We start from the raw sequence: 22,933 nt of genomic DNA on the forward strand, positions 1-22,933 counted from the left end.
CGGGTGGTGACAGGCACCTGAAAGGATGATTGCGATGATTGGTGGTTTATTGAGCAATTTTAGTTTTTCGGCACAATGGAATGGGGGAGTGTTTTATTTTGTTTTGTTAACAATAGTTTGTTATTTATTTATTATTCCTACTCCGAAAAACCATCCCAGGTGGAAGTCTGTAGTGTTTGTTGTTGCTTTAATTTTATTAGCTTTTACATTAGGGGGACCTTTAAATATATTAGCAAGGATGATTTTCCGTGCTCATATGATACAAATGGTGATTTTATTTTTCATAGTGGCACCAATGCTTGTGTTAGGGACGAAGAGAGGGATACCATCGCCTAAACAAATACAACCATTTATACAAATTTGGAACTCTATTATTATAAAGTATCCTATTATTTTTATTATTCTATTTCACGGGTTACTTTTGATTTACCATATTCCAAGTGTGTTTGATGATATAAGAATGAGTAACACGCTTAATTATTTCTATTTATTAGGATTATTTATCACTGCACTCTTATTATATTCTTCTCTTTTTTCAATTAGTGATATTACTAAGTCATTTTCACATAGTAATAAATGGTTTTATGTAACATTAAACATAATGATTTTACTGGGCTTCTCAAGTTTTCTACTTATCACAAGAAATCAATTATATGGAATTTACATTGATCTAGAATTATTGCAAACAGCCCTAGAGGTATGTCTTCCTGTAGGAGAAACAATTGAGGATATTCCAGAAAAGTTTTATGCCAATCTGAATCCATTTCCACCTTTACAAGAACAGAAAATCGGGGGAGCAATTTTAGCAGGAAGCCAATTTTTCACATTGTTCCTCATCTATTCATTTAATATTTTAAAAGGTAAAAAAAGCTAACCTGAATTTTCTTTTGTTAAAAGGAATAGGTGAGCAAGAAATTAAATAAATTCCCTATTTTATTACACCAATAACAATGAATATTCAAGCACAATATGCTTTTGATAAACATCTAGAAATTCAATTAATTTGCTAAACAGAAATGCCTGTTCCTCTGAGTTCAAGTCATTCATCGCTAGCTTCTTCACTGGCTCAATTTCCTCCAAATATTCCTTCATGCTGGAAAAAAAAGCTGTAAAGTCCTTGTTAACAACTAAAGGAGCTAGTATAAAATGAAAATAGGATCGAAACAATTTAGGTTCTTCTGCTAATTCATCAAAAGCTTCAGGAAGCTCTTCTAATTGAAAATTCTTTTTTATTGTCGAAAGAATTTGGTGGATTGTCTTAACATTAGATTTTGATATTGGTAGATCTGTAATCTTAATAAACTCGTACTTATTAAAATAGCCAGGTAATGTTGCTTGTAATAAAGCTGAAATGACAACTAACGTTTTAACCTTTTCTTCAATACTATCTGCAAGAGCCACGTATAACCTTGAATCAAAATTTTGATCTGATTGCTTGAATTTAGAATGAATAGTATCATTTAATAATTTTAATATTTTTTCATAAAAGAGTAGAAATATTTCACTCTTAATCCATGTTTCATCCATACTTTTTGATACGGCAGCTAAAACAGCCTTTTTACTGCTTAATTTCTCAAAAAAGCTCGGCAGTTCATTTATCGCTAAAAGCTGAGTTATCTTTTGATAAATCTCAGCAATTTCTTCAACAGCTTCATCAGCAGCAACACTTTTGTCCATCTTTGACATTTTCTCGGTAACACCTAAACCAACCGTACCAGAATCTTCTATCTCAGTGATCTTTATTTCTCCAATATAAAATCTGTGAACACCTTCACTATCCTGAATCTCTTCACTGATTAATTGCCCTAATTGAAGTGATCCTTTAACCTTTTCAATTTGTATTCCATTTATATAATACTCATAAATAGTGGAGAAATCAGAATTACTGTTTAGATTTTGTATCTGTTTCTTTAAAAATTCAACTTCTTGTTGCAGATATTTTAAATGCTCATGTTCATTATAAGATTGATTGGAATGCATCAATAACACTCCTTAACTAAGGCTCTTCTCTAAAATATTGTGCTAAGTGACCTATTAGTGAAGAAAATAGATCACCATTAATATGTAAGCTTGTGCTTCCTTCAAGAAAGCTAAAATAAGAATTTTTCACATTTTTCATCAAATACGAATACTCTATATAATACTTATTCCATTGGAGGTACTAGTATGTATTACGATAAAAAACAAGTTCGAAATGAAATACAAAGAAAACCTCAAGGAAATCAGCGAAACAACAAACAAAAAGATGTTAGAACTCCCCGGGCTGACCTTTATGAGACAGATGACCACTATTATATTCGGCTTAGTCTTCCAGGTGTAAAAAAGGAAAATTTAAATATTGTTATTGATGAAAAAGGAATGCTGGAAATTAAGGGGAAAGTAATCACTAACATACCAGAACATACAAAAAATATTATTCAGCAGGAAATCTATCAAGGACCTTTTTACAGAAAAATAAAATTAAACAGCAGAGTTGACAAGCAGAGTATCAAGTTTAACTATAATAATGGCATTTTAGAAATTTATATTAAAAAATAAGAAGGATGTGTTTATATGGTTTTTGGAGATAATGAACCATTAGGAATAGTGTTTTTTGGCGGAGTTAAAATTAATCAAATGGAAACAAATGCTGCATTTGCCGTTGGAGAATCTCTTTTTCAATCATTAGAAAGTCAAGTAAAAAACAACCTAATAGAAGGTCAAACATTTGGTGATTTTGATTTCAACAATTTCCAGCCTGTTGCTTCTAATGTATTCGACCCAGACGGTGTTGATATGTTAATGCCTATTGCACAATCGTCACTCGGTTTAGAAGATTAAAAAGTACACCTCAAGACAATCTTGGGTGTCTTTTTTTATGAATCACAGATTTATATTCTAAAAATCGGATAAAAGGATTGTTGAGGATAAGAAATAGGATAATAAAACCAAGGATAATACCAGTATGAAGGCTGTGATTGCTGTACCGTATTTTTCGATGTATCTATAATGTCTGGATCATTCACAGAAGAATTCTGTGGACTCATATTGATATAGGAGCCATCTCCATAAGCACTTCCAACTCCATTTGTTGTTTTCGATTGACTTGATAATTGCTCATAACTACCTTTTCCAACGACTAATGAAGAAGTACTTGCAATACTATACACTTTAAAATTCCCGATATTAATTTCAATCTTCGGCATAGTATTCTCTCCTTTAAAAGTCTATTGGAATGTCTATTGTGTTTTTTGCTTTTTGGAATTTATATGTTAGAAGGCCATCTTCATAGCTTGATGAATAATCTGACGTATCAACAGCTTTACCAATAGAAATTTCTCTTTCATAAAATTGTTGAGGAAGCTCAGTTGATAGTAAAGTAACATCATTTTTTGGCATTAAAGAGTTCGTTTTAATTTTTAATTTACATTCGTAATCATTTTCAAAGAAAATTTGTGCATGCTGTAAATCTGGTAAACCAGGACTGACAACTAATAGGTATATATTTTCATCGTTTTCCCATATCTCGATAGGCAGCACTGGTTCATTTTTAGTTTTATGTTTTCTTAATCCATTAACTTCTCCCCAGAAATCATCATTCAATATGGTTTGATATTGTTTTACCATATCTTTTATTCCTTGAAGGCTTTCAGGATTTACGTGGGGTTGTGATAATGCATCCTGAAATGGGAAGCCGTTTTTTTTATGAAAAAATTCCATTGGATTCATAGAAAATTCAATCCTTTCCTTAACATGCTACTCTAGACTATTCTACACAGTGCCTAATTGTTCAAAAGAAATGATGTTTTATCTCACTAAGTGGTCAATATGGTGTATAACCAAATCAAATTAATGAAAACATATAGTAGAAATATGTATCATGTACTTTTTTCACAAACGATAAAATGATACCTCTTAATTTGAACAAAACAAAAAACTTTACGAAAGAAACTGATAAACAAACAGGATACCATTGACTATTGTTTTTATCATTGATACATTTACTTGATAGGAAGAAGGATGTGAAAATAAATGATTAAAATTGAATTACCAAAAGTAGATGTTTCCATTAGTGAAAGAAAACAACCACAAGACGATAATGCTCCAGAGATAAAGTCTATCGAAGGATTTATTGATCTACATGAAATTCCTAGAGATAAAGGCGGCATCATCCTTTTTTACAACAAAAAGGACGAGCTTCTTTTAGTAGGTAAAGCAAGAAAACTTAGACAAAGAGTTAAGAAACATCTTGAAGACACAGTATCTCCTCTGAAGGACCACCGTAATGAAGTGAATAGAATTGATGTTTGCTTTATAGAGGATCCAATGGAAAGAGAAATTTATGAAACATACCTCATTAATAAATTACAAGCAAAATACAATGTGGACAAAGTGTTTTATAAATAAACAAGATTACATAAAAGTGCTAAGGTGAGTTTTATTCATCTTAGCACTTTTTTCCGTCAAGAAACACGAATTCTGTGGTTCTAAATTTAACTTTATCTTCTTTTTCAACTCATTACGTCGAATTGGATTTACCCACAATCTGATCAATTCTAACTATTCTCCCTTTAATAAACTTACACAAATATCCAAATAAAAGATTTAATATTAGGCACTTACCCAAGAATTTCTCCAAACATAAGCATATCTTTATAGTGATTAAAGAGAGGAGGAATTTTTATGCATTCACATGTAACAGAGCCTATTCATGATATGAGAATAATCGGTAGACCATTGGGTTTTTATCGTCCAATAGGATTTGGTATTAGACCTTTTGGGGTTGCTCGACCTTATGGTGTATATCGCCCATTTTTTGGTGCACCATTTTTTAGTGGAGTTTTAGGAGGACTAGTCGGAAGTACATTAGTAAATCCCTATTTTTATCCTTATGGGGGATATGGCTATCCATATTTTCCGTATTAAGAAATGAGTATGATAAGATAGTTTTTCTAATGATAAACCCGAATAATTTGGTGATCGTTCAATTAAGAATTCGCCTAATCATTCGGGTCTTTATTTACTATCATCATAGTTTTTTGCTCTTGCATAAATCAGTTAAAGTGGAAAAATAAGTTCGGTTTCATTGCACTGCAGACACACGCTCTAAACTAGTTCTTATAAATACTTTATGGAGATTTCTTTAAGTAAGTCCAAGCTTCTACAATAAAGATTTTCATATGTTTGATAGTGAGTCTTTGTAGATGAAAAAACTGAATATCCTTTTTTCATTTGGATACGTTAACTATATAAAGTGAACATTATATAGTTCAATAAAAATGAGAAGGTGATATTTTTTGGGATTAAAAGAACTTATAAAGCTTGAACGTCCTCTGCAAATCCTTTTGTTTGGTGTTTTACTTTCTCATTTAGGTACTTACATTGTGACACCAATGCTGCCGATTATTTTAAAAACGGATGCAGGCTTAACGGTAGGACAAATCGGGATTATTTTAGCAAGCATCGCTATAGCTTTTCAGCTAGGTAGTATTGTTGGAGGCATATTAGCAGATCGAGTGGGAAGAGGATTTATTATTGGGTTAGGTGCACTGATAACTGCCTTTGGAATTGTCGGGTTTAGCTATTTTACTGAATTTATCTTTCTCTGCTTAACAGCTATTACAATGGGATTAGGAACAGGCTTAAATGCACCGTCCACGAAAGCTGCAATTGCCGCTTTAGCTTCTAGCGAAAATCAAACAACCGCATTTTCTATAAGAGGAATTGCTGCGAATATCGGTACTGGCTCAGCAGGTTTGGTTGTGTTTTTTCTATTAACAGGAACATCGAAAATGATTTTTTGGATAGCTGGAGGGATTTACGTCATTTTAGCAATCCAAAGCTGGATATTCCTACCTAAGGGGTGTGGAAATGCTCCTTGTCCAGGTCTTCCAGCTGGTGCTTATCGAGAGGCTTTTCGGAATAAACCTTTTATTGTATTTAGTGCAGTCAGTATTTTTATATGGTCATTGTATGCTCAGCTCTCAATTGCTTTACCAATAAGAGCAACTTTCATTTTGCCAGAGCCTAAAAATGTTGCCTTGATCTGGACATTTAACAGTTTAATTGTGATCACCTTACAAAGCGTCATCACGAAAAAAATCATTCGCAAAATTGAGCCACTTTCAGCACTAAGTATTGGCATCTTATTTATAACGGCTGGTATTGTTTCTTTATTTTTCACTCAATCTTTTCTACATTTAATTTTTAGTGGAGCTATATTTGTTATTGGAGAAATGTTGATTCTTCCAACAATTGATAGCACAATTTCTCAATTATCTAAAGCTGAATTAATAGGACTTTTCTTCGCCTTATCAAATGTTGTTTATGGATTAGGTGAGGCAGGGGGGAAATCAGCTGGTGGAAGAATTCTTGGTTTAGCACAAGAATCAGCGTTTCTACCAGTACTTATTTATGGTTCTCTAGGCTCGGTTCTATTCATTATCATTTTACTTCTAAAAAAATGGCAGCCCCTAAGAGATTCCTTACAAAGATCAGCCCAAAAAACGAACAAGCCTAAAAGTGCTCCAAAGTTAACAAGTGAACCTTCTCAACACCGAACACATCCGATTAATAGCTGGGAATCAGAGATCTTTTTTAGAAAAAAATAAAATTAAGATCGAAAATAGGTCAGACTCCTTAATGGGGTCTGACCCTATTTTATTAGCTTAATGCCTATTATCAATCGGCGTGTTGACAGGGATTTTAAAAATCAATAACAAAATAATTACAACAAATACAGAAAGAATATATGTTAATAAAGGACGTTTATAATGTAAGCGAATGAAAGTATACATAATGAAATAAAAAAAAGGCTCCATCCAAAATTCATATCCATGATGAAATGTAATTTTACCAAAATACACATATACCGATTCAATTAATAGTGACCACACAATCCATTTCAAAAAATACAACAATACCTTCTTATTTCCTTGTTTTTCTGGATAATGTGATAAAAAGATAAACGCAATGGCTGGGAGTAATATAACACTATTTCCTACTTCTGTTATTGTGTGATTAGAATAGATGTCCGGTTTATATTTCCATAAGTCATAGTTAGCACATAAGAAATTATATAAAAGATTTACTGCACAAATATACAGAAGAGTTGAATGATAAAGTCTCCATTTCTGTAAATTTGCATATTTATAAACAAAAAAGATACAAGCTAAGTGTGTTAATGTATGCATGATATACTGCCTCATTGTGTCCTAAGATTATAAATCATCTTTATTATGTGCGAAACAACCAAAATAATTACACCAAAACGCACATTGGAGTTCGTCAAATTTTAATTGTTAAGAAAGATGTTTTATGATGTAGATAGAATCTTAACAAAAGGAGCATGAAAATGGTAAATGAAATAAATATAGACGATACTATTCTTCCTGTAACGGATTTTAAACAAGATGAAAAAGCTGGAAAGCTACATGTCTCGGTCAAATTTAATGTATCAAGTGATCAGTATCACGATATGACAACAATGCTTTACAAAGATAACTTCAGTATTAAAGTACCGCAAAAAAATCTCTTATTTGAAGCAAAAATTACGCAATACGCTACATCAATCACTAATTTATATAAAAAAGAACAAGTTGGTGTTTTTAAAGTTACGTTTACAGAACGATAAGGAAGATGAAAGAAGGTGTTCAAAGTATGAAGTTAAGTATTCTCGATCAAGCACCTATATCCAGTAATCAATCCGCTAAAGATGCATTAAACAATTCAGTTAGATTAGCTCAAGCTGCCGAAAAACTTGGTTATGTGCGCTACTGGATTGCGGAGCATCATGATTTACCTGGACTCGCTTGTTCAGCTCCAGAGATAATGATTCCTTATATTTGCGCAAATACCTCTCAAATTAGAGTTGGCTCTGGAGCCGTATTATTACCTTTTTATAAACCTTATAAAGTTGCAGAAACCTATAATATGCTGGCAACATTGTTTCCTAATCGAATAGATATAGGAATTGGTCGAGCTCCTGGAGGATCTGCAGAAGCTACAAATGCTTTACATGAACGCTATCTCGAACAAGTATGGAAAATGCCTGAGCATATTAAAGAGGTACTTCAGTTTATAACACAGTCATTTCCTGCCGATCATGAGTATAGCAAGATCACCGCATCACCATTACCGGAGATTCCACCTAAACCATGGTTACTAGGAACAAGTAGTAAAAGTGCAAAGCTGGCAGCTGAAAATGGACTACCTTATGCATACGGGTACTTTATGAGTGAAAATGATGGTAAAGAAATCATACAAGCTTATCTAGATTCTTATTACCATGAACATCTTGCAGAGCAACCACAAGTGATTATAACTGTTTCAGCAGTTTGTGCTGATACAACCCAAAAAGCGGAAGATATCGCATTAAGCTCACTCATTTGGTCTATACAACGAGCTAAGGGAGAAGGTAATGAAGGAGTTCCATCTATAGAAGAGGCAAAAAAATATCAATTAACAAACGAAGAGGAGGGGCAACTAGAAAAATTAAAGAGGAAAATGATCATAGGTGATCCCTCAGTTGTCATTCCAGAACTTACAAAGATTCAACAAATCTACAAAGCAGATGAAATCATGATAAATACCATCACTCATTACCCAGAAGATCGTATAACATCTTATTCTTTAATAGCAGAAAATTCCAACTAACCTTTTACAGTATAATTTAAGGAGCATTTGAAAAACTATACTAAGACAAAGGGTGTTAAGAGCACATAGTTGGAGGTCTATTATGGAAGATATGAAGCACAATGTACGCTTAACTGGTCCAGAACTCTCTGCACTATGGACACAGTATTTGAATGACAGCATGGCTATTTGCGTTCTTACATATGCTTTAGAGTCATGTAAGGATAAGGATATATATGCAGTAATTGAATATGCTCTCTCATTATCAAAGTCTCATATACGGAAAATAACTGATGCACTAAAAGAAGAGAAATATCCACTTCCAAATGGCTTTACAATGGAAGATGTAAATCTAAATGCACCGCCATTATTTTCAGAAACCTTTTGGATGCAATATCTTTATGTTATGACTTTACATGGAATGAACGGATATTCTTTATCTGTTGGTTCAGCTGTTAGGAAAGATCAAAGAAAGTATTTTACTGAATGTGGCAAAGAGGCCATGGAATTATACGATAAATTAGTAGACGTCATGTTAGATAAGGGAATTTTTAGCCGTCCTCCGTTTATAAATGCTCCACATGATCAAGAGGTTATCGATAATCAAAGCTATTTAACAGGATGGTTTGGAAAAAGAAGACCTCTAAACGGGATCGAAATGGGGCATATTTATTATAATATGCAAAAGACGATCGTTAAGGTAGATCTAGAGATTGCGTTTGCTCAAGTTACACAATCTAAGGAACTTCGTGAATATTTTCTTAGAGGAGCTAAAATTTGTAAAAAACACATGAGAATTTTTACCTCGATCTTAACGGAAAGTGATTTGCCCTCTCCGAGAAATTGGACGTCAGAAGTATCCAATTCAACGGTATCGCCTTTTTCAAATAAGCTCATGTTATTTCACGTAGCTTCACTAATAGCAGTGAGTGTTGGGTATTACGGATCGGGATTATCGGTATCACAACGGAGAGACATTATTGCTCAGTATTTACGGCTAATGGGTGAGATCGGGATATATGCAGAAGACGGAATTAATATTTTAATTAAAAATAAATGGATGGAACAGCCACCTGGCGCAGATGATCGAGCTAATATAGCAAAGCAAAATTCATAATTCGAAAAAAGGTGAGCAGAAGCTGCTCACCTTTTTCATGTATCAATGCGATCATGGATAGTGAATAATCTAAACAGCTTATGCGAACGAAGGCACTTTTAATAGGACGCTTAAACGATAGATAATTCTACTTATTAAACGTGCTATACGATACCCCGTTAACATGTAAGTCGGAAATAAACTAAAAAGAATATTCAAATTTATCCCTCCACATTGAAATTGGCATTTGCTTAACGCCATTATTTAGTATTCTACAATATGAAATCATCTATTCCTTCACAAATGAAAAAAGGAGCTGATTCTATCGAGATATGTTACAATGTATAAATTGTTTAGATCAAATTTATCTTTTCTGTGGAGGAGTGGAACACATGTTGAACATGAAAATCAATCACAAAAAAATAAAAGAGATGTGTGGTGAAGTTTCCTTCAAAAGAGGAGATTCTTTTTATCGAGCAAATAAAGTCCATTTTAAAAATCTAACCACAGATCAATGTCAAGCAACAGTTAGCGGTGCAGAGGATTTTCATGTGCTAGTAAAAAAAGGATTACAGAATGAAATTCATACAAATTGCAGTTGTCCTAAATTAGCTTCTTTTACAAAGGACTGTCAGCATATTGCTGCTGTTTTATTAGCTTTGATGAATCATCAACAAAATACTCCGCAAGTTTCTACATCTCTAAATTCATCAGGTAATGAAATCAATGATGACTTACTCACATTATTTCAGCAACAGTCTAAACCATCTAGTGGACATCAACGACACTTTGAAACTAGAAAGGTTATTGATATTGAGTTTATATGTAAACCGATTTCTTTTACTGAAAATAATATATTACTTGCAATTGAAATTGAAATAGATGGAATAACAATTAAGAATATTCGACAATTCCTAAGTAGTGTACAAACAGGATCAAACTTCTGTCTTTCAGAATCGTTCACATATAATCAAAATCTACATTGTTTTGATAAAGAAACAAATGATGTGATCCAGCTACTCATTGGAATCAAACAAAACGAAACAATTTATTCGGGAACTCAACAACAAAAAAACAAACAATTTCTAGAGATTCCTCCTACATCATGGGAAGATGTCATAAGTTTATTAGTAAAGGCACCATTTGTTAAGCTAAAATACCACAACGTAGTTTTTCATGGTTTGAATGTTACTAAAACAAAGCTGCCTATACAATTTAATTTCCAACAATCTATAAACAATCATTTTCAACTAAATGTTAAAGGTATTCAACAACTGATTTTATTAAATTCCTATCACTCAGTTTTGTATAAGGGAGTTCTCTATCTGCTTGATCAAAAGGATAGTAAACGTCTTAATGATCTAAATAACATGCTCCTAAAATCAAATAGTACTAGTATTCCAATTCTCCAGGAACAGCTTGGTTTCTTTTTAGAAAAAGTGATACCAGGCTTAAAAAAGCTAGGTGACGTGACAATATCTGAAGAAGTAACTCAGCTCCTTGTAAGAACACCATTAAAGGCGAAGCTCTATTTGGATCGTGTAAAAAATCGTCTTCTTGCCGGACTTGAATTTCATTATGATCAAATCATGATTTCTCCTTTAGAAAATACAGAATCTCCTGCTGGTATGTACTTAGTAAGAGATGTTGGAAAAGAAGCGAAGATTTTAGATTTAATGGAGGAAATACCTTTTGCGAAAACAGACGGTGGCTATTTTCTCCACAACGAAGATTTAGAATATGAGTTTTTGACACATGTTTTACCTAAGCTACAGAAGCTTGTTCAAATTTATGCGACTACAGCCATTCGGAACAGAATCTTTAGGGGTAATACACAGCCTATGATAAAGGTAAAGGTTCATAAAGAGCGTACGAATTGGCTTGAATACAAATTTGACATTGATGGTATTCCAACTGACGAAATAAAAGACATTTTAATCTCCATTGAAGAAAAGCGAAAGTATTACCGCTTACGAAATGGCTCACTACTATCTCTTGAAACAAGTGAGATCGAGGAAATTCAACGATTTTTACAATCACCACAAATTGAAAAGAAAGATTTATTAAACGGATTAAGTCTTCCAATCGAGCAAAGTCTTCAGCTTTTGGACACTGTTGAAGGCAGTTCAGCTTTTATGCTCGAGTCTTCTTTTCAAGAATTTCTAAAGCAGCTTCGAAACCCTGGCAGTCTTCAATTTGAGATTCCAGATAGTATTGCACCCATTTTAAAAGATTATCAAATAGTAGGATTTCAATGGATGAAAACTCTAGCATTTTACGGGTTTGGTGGTATTTTAGCAGATGATATGGGTCTTGGGAAAACAATTCAAAGTATTAGCTTTATCTTGTCTGAGTTACCTGAGCTTCGGAAGCAGAAACAACCTGTTTTAATTATTTGTCCATCTTCTTTAACATATAATTGGCTTAGTGAAATGATGAAATTTGCTCCTGAAATTGAGGCTATTGTTGTTGACGGAACAAAGCAAGAGAGAGAAAAGCTTCAAAATGAATTGCGTAATATTGATGTTTTTATTACCTCCTATCCTTTAATCCGAAAAGATATAAATTGGTTTGAGCAACAAACATTTCACACAGTCATTTTTGATGAAGCACAAGCCTTTAAAAATCCAATAACTCAAACGGCAAGAGCGGTAAAAAGACTTAAGGCTGAACATCGTTTTGCCCTCACTGGAACACCAATAGAAAATTCTCGTGAAGAGATATGGTCCATCTATCATGTCATATTTCCACAACTTTTTCTCGGTCTTAAGGATTTTAGTAAATTATCGAAAAAAGCAGTTTCCAGAAGAATCCAACCATTTTTGCTAAGAAGAATGAAGGAGGATGTATTAACAGAGTTTCCTGAAAAAAGGGAGCTACTCGAATTATCTGAACTTCTTCCTGAACAAAAAAAGATATATGCAGCTTATTTAGCAAAACTGCGTCATGATACATTAAAGCATTTAGACAAAGATACCATTCACAAAAATCGCATAAAAATTTTAGCTGGCTTGACACGACTAAGGCAAATATGTTGCCATCCACAGCTATTTATTGACGGATATCAAGGTCGTTCAGCAAAATTTGATCAGCTTATGACAATAGTAAATGAAGCAAAGCATTCAGGAAGAAGAGTATTAATTTTCTCACAGTTCACAAAAATGCTTCAGTTAATCGGGAAAGAGCTTACATCCGAAAGCTTGTCCTATTTTTATCTTGATGGACAAACACCTTCAAATGAAAGACTAGAGTTATGTAATCGATACAACAAAGGTGAAAGGGATTTTTTCCTTATTTCGTTAAAAGCAGGCGGTACAGGTCTTAACTTAATGAGTGCAGATACGGTCATATTATATGATACGTGGTGGAATCCAGCTGTCGAGGAACAAGCTGCAGATCGTGCTCACCGGATAGGACAAAAAAATGATGTTCAGGTGATCAAACTTATTGCGCAAGGAACAATTGAAGAAAAAATCAATGAACTTCAAGATAAAAAGAAGCTATTAGTCGATGAAATCATCAATCCAGAGGAAAAACGGAGAAGTATGCTATCAAAAGAGGATCTCGAAGAGTTATTATCAATATAAAATACCGCACCAAAGCTCATTGGTGCGGTATTTGGTGTGGTGTGTAGAGAAAGTATTATCTTCGATTTTCTAGATTTGTCCTCGATTTTTGTAATTTATCCTCGATTCGACTAAAATCATCAGAATGGATATGGTGACAATCCTTATATTTTCTCCTTAAATCATCACGTATATTCCACATACCCTTGGTAAAAAATGAATAGAAGGAACTTTACTTCCATTATTTATTAAGAGGTGTTCAGTTTGTTTGGTTTTTTGCGGAGAAATGCTCATTTTCATCATCATGAACAGAAAAAGCGAACAAATCATGAGGAACAAAAAGAAGATTTTTCAGCACATTTGGTTTTAGATTTAGAGGGAAACATTAAGAACATTCAAAATATGATGCATTCCCCAAGTGATTTAGTCATAAGACGATTGATGATTGGAAATACCAAAATTGCACTTTTTTATTTTGATGGATTGATTGATAAAAATAGTGTGAATGAATTCGTTATAAAAAATATTCAATCAGAGATGGATCAGTTAGAGTCCGCTACCATAAATACTGAGGAATTACTTAAAAAACTTAAAAATGATATTCTATCAATTTCTGAGGTAGCTGTCGTTAATACGTTAGATGATTTGAGCATATCGATTCTTTCAGGAGATACCGCTCTTATGATTGATGGGGAAAAGCAGCTTTTAATAATAGGGACAAAGGGATGGACAAGTAGGAGTGTAGAGGAGCCTGTTACTGAATCTTTGGTACGAGGACCAAGAGATGGATTTACTGAAAATATTGGAACAAACCTTGTCCATTTAAGAAGAAGAATTCGAGATCCTAATTTGCGGTTTGAACAGTATAGAGTAGGAAGAAGATCTAAAAAGAGTTTGGTTTTATCTTATATTGACGGAATTACTCACCCAGAAATTGTTAAAGAGGTTAGAAGAAGAGTAAAGACCATTGATTTAGACGATGTTCCTGAAACAGGGTATGTTGAACAATGGATAGAGGATGATTTTTTATCACCATTTCCTCAACTTCAAAATACGGAAAGACCTGACAAAGTTTCTGCTGCGTTAATGCAAGGAAAGATCGCACTTTTCTTAGATGGAACACCTTTCGTTCTTTTAGCACCTTTAACATTTGCCGAAACTTTGCAATCTCCTGAAGATTATTATGAACGTTGGTATATTGGCTCTTTAATTAGAGCATTAAGATACTTATGTGCTTTTATTGCGTTATTCTTACCTAGTTTATATGTTGCTCTTGTATCCTTTCATCCAGGTATGATTCCCTCTAATCTTGCTTTTTCGATATCCTCAACAAGGGAGGGTGTACCGTTTCCATCATTTATTGAAGCGGTGTTTATGGAGATTACTATGGAAATTTTGCGAGAGGCAGGGATACGTTTACCTAAACCAATTGGGCAAACAGTTGGGATAGTTGGTGGATTGGTAATTGGAGAAGCAGCAGTAAGTGCTGGGATCGTGAGTCCGATTATGGTTATTGTTGTGGCAGTAACAGCTATTTCAACATTTGCTATCCCATTTTATTCATTTGCCATTACCATAAGAATGCTTCGGTTTATTTTCTTGATTGTGGCAAGTGTTTTTGGGTTTTACGGAATCATTCTAGCTTATATTATGATTAATATTCATATGGCAAATTTAAAATCAATGGGAGTACCTTATACAACACCTTTTGCACCATCCATATATAGTGATTGGAAAGACTTGGTTTTTAGGGCACCGTTAACCTTCTTCACAAAAAGACCAAAATATATGCAAACCCAAGATGACAAACGGATGGGGGAATAATTTATGAAAACATTCGATTACGCTGATCAAGAAATCGGCGGTAAAGAACTAACATATATTATTTCCTCAATGATGATTGGGGTAGGCGTGTTAACTCTACCTCGTTTAGTTGCAACACATACCAATATGTTTGATGGATGGGTATCAATATTAGTTAGCGGATTATTTTTTCTGTTTTTCGGATGGCTATTAGCAAAAATTGTTTCATCTTATCCTAAGAAGACATTTCTTGAATATACATCAGCACTTCTTACCAAACCAGTTGCATATGTTTTAACATTACTATTGGCAATTACCTTTTTGTTAACCTGTGCTTTAGAAACAAGAGTGATCACAAATATTTCAAAGCTTTATATGTTCGATCAAACACCAATTGAAGCAATTTCACTCATGTTTTTATTGGTTGTTATTTATGGTGTATCAGGATCAAGGATCGCTTTACTTCGACTTAATTTGATGTTTTTACCAATCGTATTAGCTGTTACCGTACTCGTACAATTTTTTAATATTCCCTTATTTGAATTAAGCAATCTGAGGCCAACATTTACTAGCTCATTTAATGGTTATTATCAGGCTGCGCAAGAAACTGTATTTTCTTTTATTGGATATGTTGTTGTTCTCGTATATATTTCCTTGATGAAATCACCAAAAGCGGCACCAAAAATGACCGTTATTGGAATAGGGATACCTATTATTCTTTACTTGATCATTTATACAGTGACAATCGGTGTATTTGGTAATTTAGCAACAGCTGAAATCATTTATCCAACCATTGAAATAGCAAAAGAAATTGAAGCTCCAGGAGGATTTGTAGAGAGATTTGAGTCGATTTTTTTCACAGTATGGATTATGACTGTATTTAATACAGCTTCCATGGCATTAGATATTACTATTCATTTATTCCAAACCATGTTTAATATACAAAGAAAAGCTTTGATTCTTTTGCTTTCACCTATTACTTACTTACTTGCAATGTCACCAGATACAGCATTTCAAATACAAAAAATAGGTAAAACAATTGCAATAATTGGATTCTTTTACGGTGTGATTTTTCCAATCATCCTTTTGACCATAATGTGGATAAAAAAGATTAAAGGAGCAAAGCATTATGCGTAACTGGAAATTGATTATATTAGTTTTCTGCTTAATGATTACGTCTGGATGCTGGGATTCAATTGAGTTAGAAGAACGTGGTTTTGTTATCGGTGTAGGTATTGATTTAAATGAAGAAAGTTCAGACGACGATGAGGGAGCACTCTCTTTATCACAACAATTTGTAATACCAACTGGATCAAGTCAAGGAGGAAGTGGTGGTGAAGGAGGTTCTGGTGATGCTTTTCAAAACATCGTGTCATCAGGAAATACAATATTTGAAACCGTAAGAAGAGTGGCTGCCAGAACTAACCGTTCACCTTTTTATGAACATATTAAGTTAATTGTTATTTCAGAAGAAATAGCAAAATCCACTCATTTTCCTGATGTACTCGATTATTTTCTTAGATATCCAGAAATGAGAAGAGGAACACAGGTTATGGTTACACCTGAAAAAGCTGGAGATATTCTTGGAATATCTCCGAAAAATGAAAAGCTACCTGCTATGTATATTAAATCTATCTCAAAAAATAACTACAAGAATGCACGTATGGTGCCACCTACAAGAATAGGGAAAATTCATGAAAATTTACTTGGTTATGAAAGTTATATGATTCAAATGATTGTAAAATTAAATTCTGAAGAAGTGAAAATTGCCGGTCAAGCTGTTTTTAATGGATACACTGATAAACTTGTTGGTTTCATTGAAGAAGATGCAACCGAAGGGGTTAACTTTATTACAGGTCAATTAAAAGGTGGATTACTAGAAGCAAAGGTGAAAGACGAAATTGTTGTTTATGAAATGGATAAGGTGAAAACAAATATCGAACCTATTTATGAAAAAGGCAAGATAAAATTTAAAGTTGATATTCAAACAACAGGAACAATCCCAGAATCTTATAAATCATTCGATCTTCTGGATGAAGAAGAAATTCATCAAACTGAAAAAGCAGTAAAAGAAAAAATTTATGAATTTACAGATCTTGCAATAAGTAGAGTTCGTGATGAGCTTAAAACAGATATCTTTGAATTTAGCAAAAAATTCAAAACCAAATACCCTAACGAATGGGAACAAATGAAAAATGATTGGGATATAGGCGAAAACTATTTTCGACAAAGTGAAATTGAAGTGAATGTGAACGCTGTTGTAGATAGAAGTGGAACAATTATCCGTTCAACTTTAGAAGAATAGTCTAAAGGTATAGATTTTACAGAAGTAAGATAAGGAGAATAAGCAGATGAGAGATTTCCTTGAAGTCCTTATTCCATCTTGGAGGCAAGTCCTATATAGCTTATTGGCATTTTTTATTCCTTTCTTCATGTTTAGTATAAGCCATATTTTATATGAAAAAGGAAATCCAAGCTGGAAAAAAGAAAGCTCACAAGAACAAGATGAATAAGTTTATAAAGCAATATTATAAAATACCCGCTTTTTATTTAAAAATTAACGTATAATAAACATATTCAGATTTTTTATATGATCTTTTTAAAGACTTTTTTCTGATAAATTGTTGCTAATTGAATTAACTTTACTTAAAAGCAATTTGTACAGAAGGATAACTCACAGCTAGCAACAAAATATATAAAAAAACGAACTTTTTAAAAGAAAAATCTTATTATAAATTCGAATAATCCAAATAAAAGAGGTTTATATATGATTGAACATAATTTTGAAGAATTCCAATTAAGTGATGAAATTAAAAGATCTTTAAAGGTGTTGAAATACGAAACTCCTACAGAAGTTCAACGTGAAGTTTTACCAAAAGCATTTAATAAACAAGATCTTGTTGTTAAATCACAAACTGGAAGCGGAAAGACAGCTTCCTTTGGAATTCCACTTTGTGAAATGATTCAGTGGGAAGAAAAAAATCCACAAGCACTAATTTTAACACCAACACGAGAGCTAGCAGCACAGGTTCGTGAAGATATAACAAATATCGGACGTTTTAAACGAATTAAAGCAATGGCTGTATATGGTAAGGAACCATTTAGTAAACAAAAAGAGGAATTGAAACAAAAAACTCATGTTGTTGTTGGTACACCTGGTCGTGTGATGGATCATATCGAAAGAGGAACTTTATCACTAGAAAAAATTGATTTTCTTGTGATTGATGAAGCAGATGAAATGCTTAATATGGGTTTTATTGATGAAGTTGAAGCCATTATTAAAGAGCTACCAACTGATCGAGTAACAATGGTGTTTTCTGCAACTTTACCTAATGATGTCGAAAATCTATGTCATAAGTATATGAAAAATCCAGCACATATTGAAATTGCAGCTAAAGAGAAAACAACAAGTACAATTGAACATAAATTAATTGAAGTGAAGGAACAGGCAAAAATTTCACTACTTAAAGATTTAACAGTTGTCGAAAACCCTGATAGCTGTATTATATTTTGTCGAACAAAAGAAAACGTTGATACAGTTTATTCTCAACTCGACAATGCCAACTATTCAGTAGAGAAACTTCATGGTGGTTTAGAGCAGGAAGATCGATTCGCGGTAATGGACGGCTTCAAAATTGGTAACTTTCGCTATCTCGTTGCAACTGATGTTGCTGCAAGAGGTATTGACATTGATAATGTAACACTTGTTATTAACTATGATGTTCCAATGGAGAAGGAAAGCTATGTTCACAGAACAGGTCGAACAGGTCGTGCAGGAAATAAAGGGAAAGCCATTACATTTGCCACACCGTATGAAGAAAAATTCATTCGAGCTATCGAAAGATACATCAACTTTGAAATTCCAACGTTTGAGGCTCCTACAAATGATGAAGTAACAAAAGGTAAAGTAGCTTTTGATGAAAAAATAAGCGGACGCAGAATTGTTAAAAATAACAAAACAGCTAGAATTAATAAAGATATTACAAAACTACATTTTAGCGGTGGAAAAAAGAAAAAGCTTAGAGCGGTTGATTTCGTTGGTACAATTTCAAATATCCCAGGTGTAACATCAGAGGACATCGGAATCATTACCATTCAAGATCAGTTAACATACGTTGATATTCTAAATGGAAAAGGATCAGTTGTTCTACAAGCAATGGAACATACAACGGTAAAAGGTAAGAAATTGAAGGTAAGCATTGCAATTAAATAATGTTTCTTTTATCTGAAATGGTGAAGCACTATTCTTTATAGAGTGGTGCTTTTTTAGTTATAAATCAAAAAAATATTATATTAATATAGTTTAAAATCACCATTATGGTAAAAATACCGACTTATGACTTCAAAATACTTATTTTAAAATATTAAATTTTAAGCTGCGTTTCAATTTTAGGATTTGCATATAAGAGATAACTATTTATTTCGGAAAGCTAATTACTTTCATATCCTTCATTAATTGTTTATAATAATTTGTCTATAAAAAATGTAGAGATAGGGAAGGGATCTAGGATGGTATCATCAAGCTATAATAAAACGACCATTGTCGTACTGCTTCTTGCAGGCTCATTTATTGCCATATTAAATCAAACATTAATGATAACGGCTATTCCGCCAATTATGAAAGAAATGGGTGTTACTGCAAATAGTGCACAGTGGTTAACAACTGTGTTTATGTGTGTGAATGGAATTATGATTCCAATTAGCGCATTTTTATTAGAGAAATTTACAACAAGGCAGCTTTTTATCACCGCAATGAGTATTTTTGCTTTTGGAACTTTAGTTGCTGCGATTGCTCCAAATTTTGAGGTTTTATTATTGGGTAGGGTGATTCAATCTAGTGGAGCTGGTGTTATGCTTCCTCTTATGACGACTGTATTTTTAATGATTTTCCCGATAAATAAACGTGGAGCTGCAATGGGGCTTATCGGACTTGTTATCTCCTTTGCACCGGCAATTGGTCCTGCTCTGTCAGGCTGGGTCACTTCACATTATTCATGGAGAGTCTTATTTTTAATCATATTACCAATTGCTATTATAGATATACTAATTGCCATATTTGCCTTAAAAAACGTAACAGAAATTACAAAGCCTAAATTAGATTTCTTATCAATTATTTTTTCAACCTTAGGCTTTGGTGGTCTGCTTTATGGATTTACATCTGCAGGAAATAACGGTTGGTTGAATCCCATTACCTTAGTAACTGTTAGTGTTGGTGTCATATCACTGATTTTGTTTATAACAAGACAGCTACGTTTAGAGCATCCAATGCTTGAATTTAGAGTGTTCAAATACTCGATTTTTCCTTTTGCTGTTATAATCGGGATGATTACTTTTATGGGATTAATTGGCGTTGAAACGATTATTCCATTGTTTATGCAGGATATGCGTGATTTTACAGCATTTGAAGCAGGTCTAGCTTTATTGCCTGGTGCCCTAGTCACTGGAATACTATCACCGATTATAGGTCGTGTATTTGATAAAATAGGGGCTCGCTGGTTAGTTATTTCTGGTTTAACGATTTTAACCATATCAACGTTTGCCTTCTCAAGTCTAGATACAGAAACAACCTTCACATACATTACTGTTATGTATGGTGTAAGAATGTTTGGTTTAGCTATGGTCTTAATGCCGGTTCAAACTGCAGCTTTAAACCAGCTTCCAAAGCGACTTATTCCACATGGAGCTGCAATGGATAACACGATGAGAATGATCGCAGCTTCAGTTGGTACAGCGATACTTGTAACTGTTATGACAACTACAGAAACACTTGCTGAACAAAAAGCCAATGTTTTGCACCCTGACATTTTTGGAGCCAACATTGCCTTTATTGTTGTCGCAGTGCTTTCATTAATTGGATTGATTTTTGCATTTTTTATTAAAAGCAATCAAGTTAGTGATAAAAAGCAGGAATCAAATTAAGAAAACACAGAAAAAGCAACAGAAAATGAGTCTGAAATGAAATATAGTAACTAACCAAAAGAGTCAATCTGCAATATAGGATTGACTCTTTTTTCTGTTATTTGTGGCATCTTTCAACTTTTCCTATTAATCGTTCAAATTTTAAAGTTAATCATTCAACTTTGCAGGATAATCGTTCAACTATGCCGTCAATTGATCATCTGTCAAAGAGAGGAAACAAACATTTGTTCGTACACCAAAACCCAATACCTTTATAATAAATTTACAAATAATAAGGCTTAATCCATTTTTTCTTTTTCCAATACGTCCAATCTATTTAACTACTTATATATATATTATAGTATCCTTACTTAAAGGAAAAAAGATATACAAGGAGTGGCAAGTTAAGTATGAGTGAAGAAACAAGAGGTGTTATGCACATTTTAAGTAAGCTTCATCCTGGTACACCTGTAGCAGATATTTATCTAATAGGAAAGAAAGTAACAGTTAATAGTTTTTCTAATGTTTGTTATGGATTAGCTTATTTTGTTGGACATAGCGGTGAAGTTTGCGCCTTTGATGTTGAAGATATTAATGGGATTTGCTTTGTTCCAACTGAGCCAGTATTAGGGGAATTGGAAGACGAAAAAGAAGTATAATGTTCTATTAAAAGAGTATATAGCTTCTAAACTATGTACTCTTTTTTCTAACAGATTACAAATGAGATATAAAACGAATTCCATCAATTTTACTGCAGTCAATATTTATTAACATATTATCTATACTAAATATGGCAAGATTCTCTTTACAATCTACTGAAATGAAGTGACTAACCGAAATGAAATCTCCATTTATATAAATAGTATTAACAGGATAATTTGCTGGTAGTTTTTCTAAAATACTACATAGAGGATGACTTTTCTCATCCATTTTCATAAGTTGAATTTCAATTTTTTCAATATGATTGCTTGTTTCATTCATATAACTATTAATACTCGTTTCAAAGTCTTTCAAATATTGAAGTTGTTGTAGAATAGAATGGATAGCATTATCGCGTTTTGTTGCTTCATCTTTAAGATTATCGCCTATATCGTCAAACTTCTGATTATTTAACATTTGCTGATTTTGTTGAATTACCTCCAAATTAGATATCGCAATAAGCACTTCTTCAATGATATCTTCATAATCACGATGTTTGGTTTCTAAATGTTGATGTTTACTTTCATGGTTATCAAACTTTTCCATTACTTCGTCTTTGATTTCTTCCACAATATGATCTATCTTTTGATTATTTAAGTGGGCAAGATTTTCCTGAGATTCTTTAAGTTCATCTAATGCAACAAAAACTGATTCGATTTTCTTATCATATTCGTGATGCTTATTTTCAATTTGTTGACGTTTAATATCAAAGGAATGAAATTGATTTGATAGATCTAAAATAGAAGAATTATATTGGTTCATTTCATTAATATGATTTTGAGAAATAATGGATAAATCTTTAACTACACGATGGATATCGAAATGAGTCTTTTCTTGTTCAGCCAATTTACTGGCGAGCCGTGTATCTAATTCCTCAAGCTCTTTGACAATATTTTCTTGATCTTTCTTTTGCTCACACGAGATTTTTGCTAATTTGTTCTCTAAATAAATAAAATTCCGACAAATTTTCTGAACAGTTTTATCCATACATTCATTAGCTTGTATCAAATGCTCAAGTAGCTGATTTTGTGTGTTTAATTGATCTAATTGACGATTATAATGATAAACATATTGATTTCCTTGTAAGTACTTATTCATTACACCATTTTGAGCGGAGGAGTTTTTTTCATTAGTATCAGAATTTGTATGCAAGATATAGTTCCCCCTTTATGTTAATTTCCTAATTCACTATATGATTGTGGGCTCGTAAGGTTTAATAATAATTGAAATAAGGTGATATTTACACCGTAAAGAATCC

Annotated in this window: 22 protein-coding genes; 17 read left to right on the top strand and 5 right to left on the bottom strand. The window is 33.0% G+C overall.

The window, feature by feature from the left end:
- Nucleotides 1-34 precede the first annotated feature (34 nt).
- Nucleotides 35-874 carry a cytochrome c oxidase assembly protein gene (locus JOC75_RS04725; RefSeq protein WP_204952932.1) on the top strand — a complete coding sequence of 280 codons (840 nt, stop codon included), beginning with the start codon at nt 35-37 and terminating at the stop codon, nt 872-874.
- A 62-nt stretch (nt 875-936) separates the two neighbouring features.
- On the opposite strand, the gene JOC75_RS04730 is transcribed toward JOC75_RS04725, so the two are convergent.
- Nucleotides 937-1,980, bottom strand: a complete 1,044-nt coding sequence (locus JOC75_RS04730; RefSeq protein WP_204952933.1) for a hypothetical protein — start codon at nt 1,978-1,980, stop codon at nt 937-939.
- A gap of 186 nt (nt 1,981-2,166) precedes the next feature.
- Between JOC75_RS04730 and JOC75_RS04735 the strand changes: the two genes are divergently transcribed.
- Together JOC75_RS04735 and JOC75_RS04740 are read left to right on the top strand one after the other, a co-directional pair.
- Nucleotides 2,167-2,538, top strand: coding sequence for an Hsp20/alpha crystallin family protein (locus JOC75_RS04735; protein ID WP_204952934.1), 372 nt, complete (start codon nt 2,167-2,169; stop codon nt 2,536-2,538).
- Between the two features lie 15 nt (nt 2,539-2,553).
- Nucleotides 2,554-2,820 (top strand): spore germination protein, encoded by a 267-nt coding sequence (locus tag JOC75_RS04740; RefSeq protein ID WP_204952935.1) that lies wholly within the window; start codon nt 2,554-2,556, stop codon nt 2,818-2,820.
- A gap of 50 nt (nt 2,821-2,870) precedes the next feature.
- Here the strand turns inward: JOC75_RS04740 and JOC75_RS04745 are convergent, their stop codons facing one another.
- Together JOC75_RS04745 and JOC75_RS04750 are read right to left on the bottom strand one after the other, a co-directional pair.
- Nucleotides 2,871-3,185 carry a spore germination protein gene (locus JOC75_RS04745; protein WP_204952936.1) on the bottom strand — a complete coding sequence of 105 codons (315 nt, stop codon included), beginning with the start codon at nt 3,183-3,185 and terminating at the stop codon, nt 2,871-2,873.
- A gap of 13 nt (nt 3,186-3,198) precedes the next feature.
- Nucleotides 3,199-3,708, bottom strand: coding sequence for an Hsp20 family protein (locus tag JOC75_RS04750; protein ID WP_204952937.1), 510 nt, complete (start codon nt 3,706-3,708; stop codon nt 3,199-3,201).
- A 303-nt stretch (nt 3,709-4,011) separates the two neighbouring features.
- Here JOC75_RS04750 and JOC75_RS04755 point away from each other — a divergent pair, with 303 nt between their 5' ends.
- The 3 genes from JOC75_RS04755 (at nt 4,012) to JOC75_RS04765 (ending at nt 6,590) form a co-directional block, all read left to right on the top strand.
- On the top strand, nt 4,012-4,386 hold the full coding sequence (locus JOC75_RS04755) for a nucleotide excision repair endonuclease (RefSeq protein ID WP_204952938.1): 375 nt from the start codon (nt 4,012-4,014) through the stop codon (nt 4,384-4,386).
- Nucleotides 4,387-4,662: 276 nt separating this feature from the next.
- On the top strand, nt 4,663-4,905 hold the full coding sequence (locus JOC75_RS04760; protein ID WP_204952939.1) for a hypothetical protein: 243 nt from the start codon (nt 4,663-4,665) through the stop codon (nt 4,903-4,905).
- Between the two features lie 371 nt (nt 4,906-5,276).
- Entirely contained in the window at nt 5,277-6,590 is a 1,314-nt protein-coding gene (locus tag JOC75_RS04765) for an MFS transporter (RefSeq protein ID WP_204952940.1), read from the top strand.
- 57 nt (nt 6,591-6,647) lie between these two features.
- On the opposite strand, the gene JOC75_RS04770 is transcribed toward JOC75_RS04765, so the two are convergent.
- A complete protein-coding gene (locus JOC75_RS04770; protein WP_204952941.1) occupies nt 6,648-7,172 on the bottom strand; it encodes a CBO0543 family protein in 525 nt (174 codons plus the stop codon).
- 161 nt (nt 7,173-7,333) lie between these two features.
- Here JOC75_RS04770 and JOC75_RS04775 point away from each other — a divergent pair, with 161 nt between their 5' ends.
- The 11 genes from JOC75_RS04775 (at nt 7,334) to JOC75_RS04825 (ending at nt 21,635) form a co-directional block, all read left to right on the top strand.
- Nucleotides 7,334-7,612, top strand: coding sequence for a DUF3219 family protein (locus tag JOC75_RS04775; protein WP_204952942.1), 279 nt, complete (start codon nt 7,334-7,336; stop codon nt 7,610-7,612).
- A 26-nt stretch (nt 7,613-7,638) separates the two neighbouring features.
- On the top strand, nt 7,639-8,634 hold the full coding sequence (locus tag JOC75_RS04780) for an LLM class flavin-dependent oxidoreductase (protein ID WP_204952943.1): 996 nt from the start codon (nt 7,639-7,641) through the stop codon (nt 8,632-8,634).
- A gap of 82 nt (nt 8,635-8,716) precedes the next feature.
- Nucleotides 8,717-9,730, top strand: coding sequence for a DUF3231 family protein (locus JOC75_RS04785; RefSeq protein WP_204952944.1), 1,014 nt, complete (start codon nt 8,717-8,719; stop codon nt 9,728-9,730).
- A gap of 374 nt (nt 9,731-10,104) precedes the next feature.
- Nucleotides 10,105-13,296, top strand: a complete 3,192-nt coding sequence (locus JOC75_RS04790) for a DEAD/DEAH box helicase (RefSeq protein WP_204953510.1) — start codon at nt 10,105-10,107, stop codon at nt 13,294-13,296.
- Nucleotides 13,297-13,539: 243 nt separating this feature from the next.
- Nucleotides 13,540-15,099 (top strand): spore germination protein, encoded by a 1,560-nt coding sequence (locus JOC75_RS04795; RefSeq protein ID WP_275580246.1) that lies wholly within the window; start codon nt 13,540-13,542, stop codon nt 15,097-15,099.
- A gap of 3 nt (nt 15,100-15,102) precedes the next feature.
- A complete protein-coding gene (locus JOC75_RS04800) occupies nt 15,103-16,215 on the top strand; it encodes a GerAB/ArcD/ProY family transporter (RefSeq protein ID WP_204952945.1) in 1,113 nt (370 codons plus the stop codon).
- Nucleotides 16,208-17,383: a Ger(x)C family spore germination protein gene (locus JOC75_RS04805; RefSeq protein WP_204952946.1), complete on the top strand. Its 1,176-nt coding sequence runs from the start codon at nt 16,208-16,210 to the stop codon at nt 17,381-17,383. The genes JOC75_RS04800 and JOC75_RS04805 overlap by 8 nt, the downstream gene beginning before the upstream one ends.
- Nucleotides 17,384-17,429: 46 nt before the next feature.
- Nucleotides 17,430-17,591, top strand: a complete 162-nt coding sequence (locus JOC75_RS04810) for a hypothetical protein (protein ID WP_204952947.1) — start codon at nt 17,430-17,432, stop codon at nt 17,589-17,591.
- A gap of 254 nt (nt 17,592-17,845) precedes the next feature.
- Nucleotides 17,846-19,291 carry a DEAD/DEAH box helicase gene (locus tag JOC75_RS04815; RefSeq protein WP_204952948.1) on the top strand — a complete coding sequence of 482 codons (1,446 nt, stop codon included), beginning with the start codon at nt 17,846-17,848 and terminating at the stop codon, nt 19,289-19,291.
- A 296-nt stretch (nt 19,292-19,587) separates the two neighbouring features.
- Nucleotides 19,588-20,997, top strand: a complete 1,410-nt coding sequence (locus tag JOC75_RS04820; protein WP_204952949.1) for an MDR family MFS transporter — start codon at nt 19,588-19,590, stop codon at nt 20,995-20,997.
- Nucleotides 20,998-21,386: 389 nt separating this feature from the next.
- Entirely contained in the window at nt 21,387-21,635 is a 249-nt protein-coding gene (locus JOC75_RS04825; RefSeq protein ID WP_204952950.1) for a hypothetical protein, read from the top strand.
- Nucleotides 21,636-21,690: 55 nt separating this feature from the next.
- On the opposite strand, the gene JOC75_RS04830 is transcribed toward JOC75_RS04825, so the two are convergent.
- Nucleotides 21,691-22,827, bottom strand: coding sequence for a hypothetical protein (locus tag JOC75_RS04830; protein ID WP_204952951.1), 1,137 nt, complete (start codon nt 22,825-22,827; stop codon nt 21,691-21,693).
- Nucleotides 22,828-22,933 lie beyond the last annotated feature (106 nt).

Origin of the sequence: Metabacillus crassostreae, from assembly GCF_016908395.1 — a bacterium.
Lineage (GTDB): Bacteria > Bacillota > Bacilli > Bacillales > Bacillaceae > Metabacillus > Metabacillus crassostreae.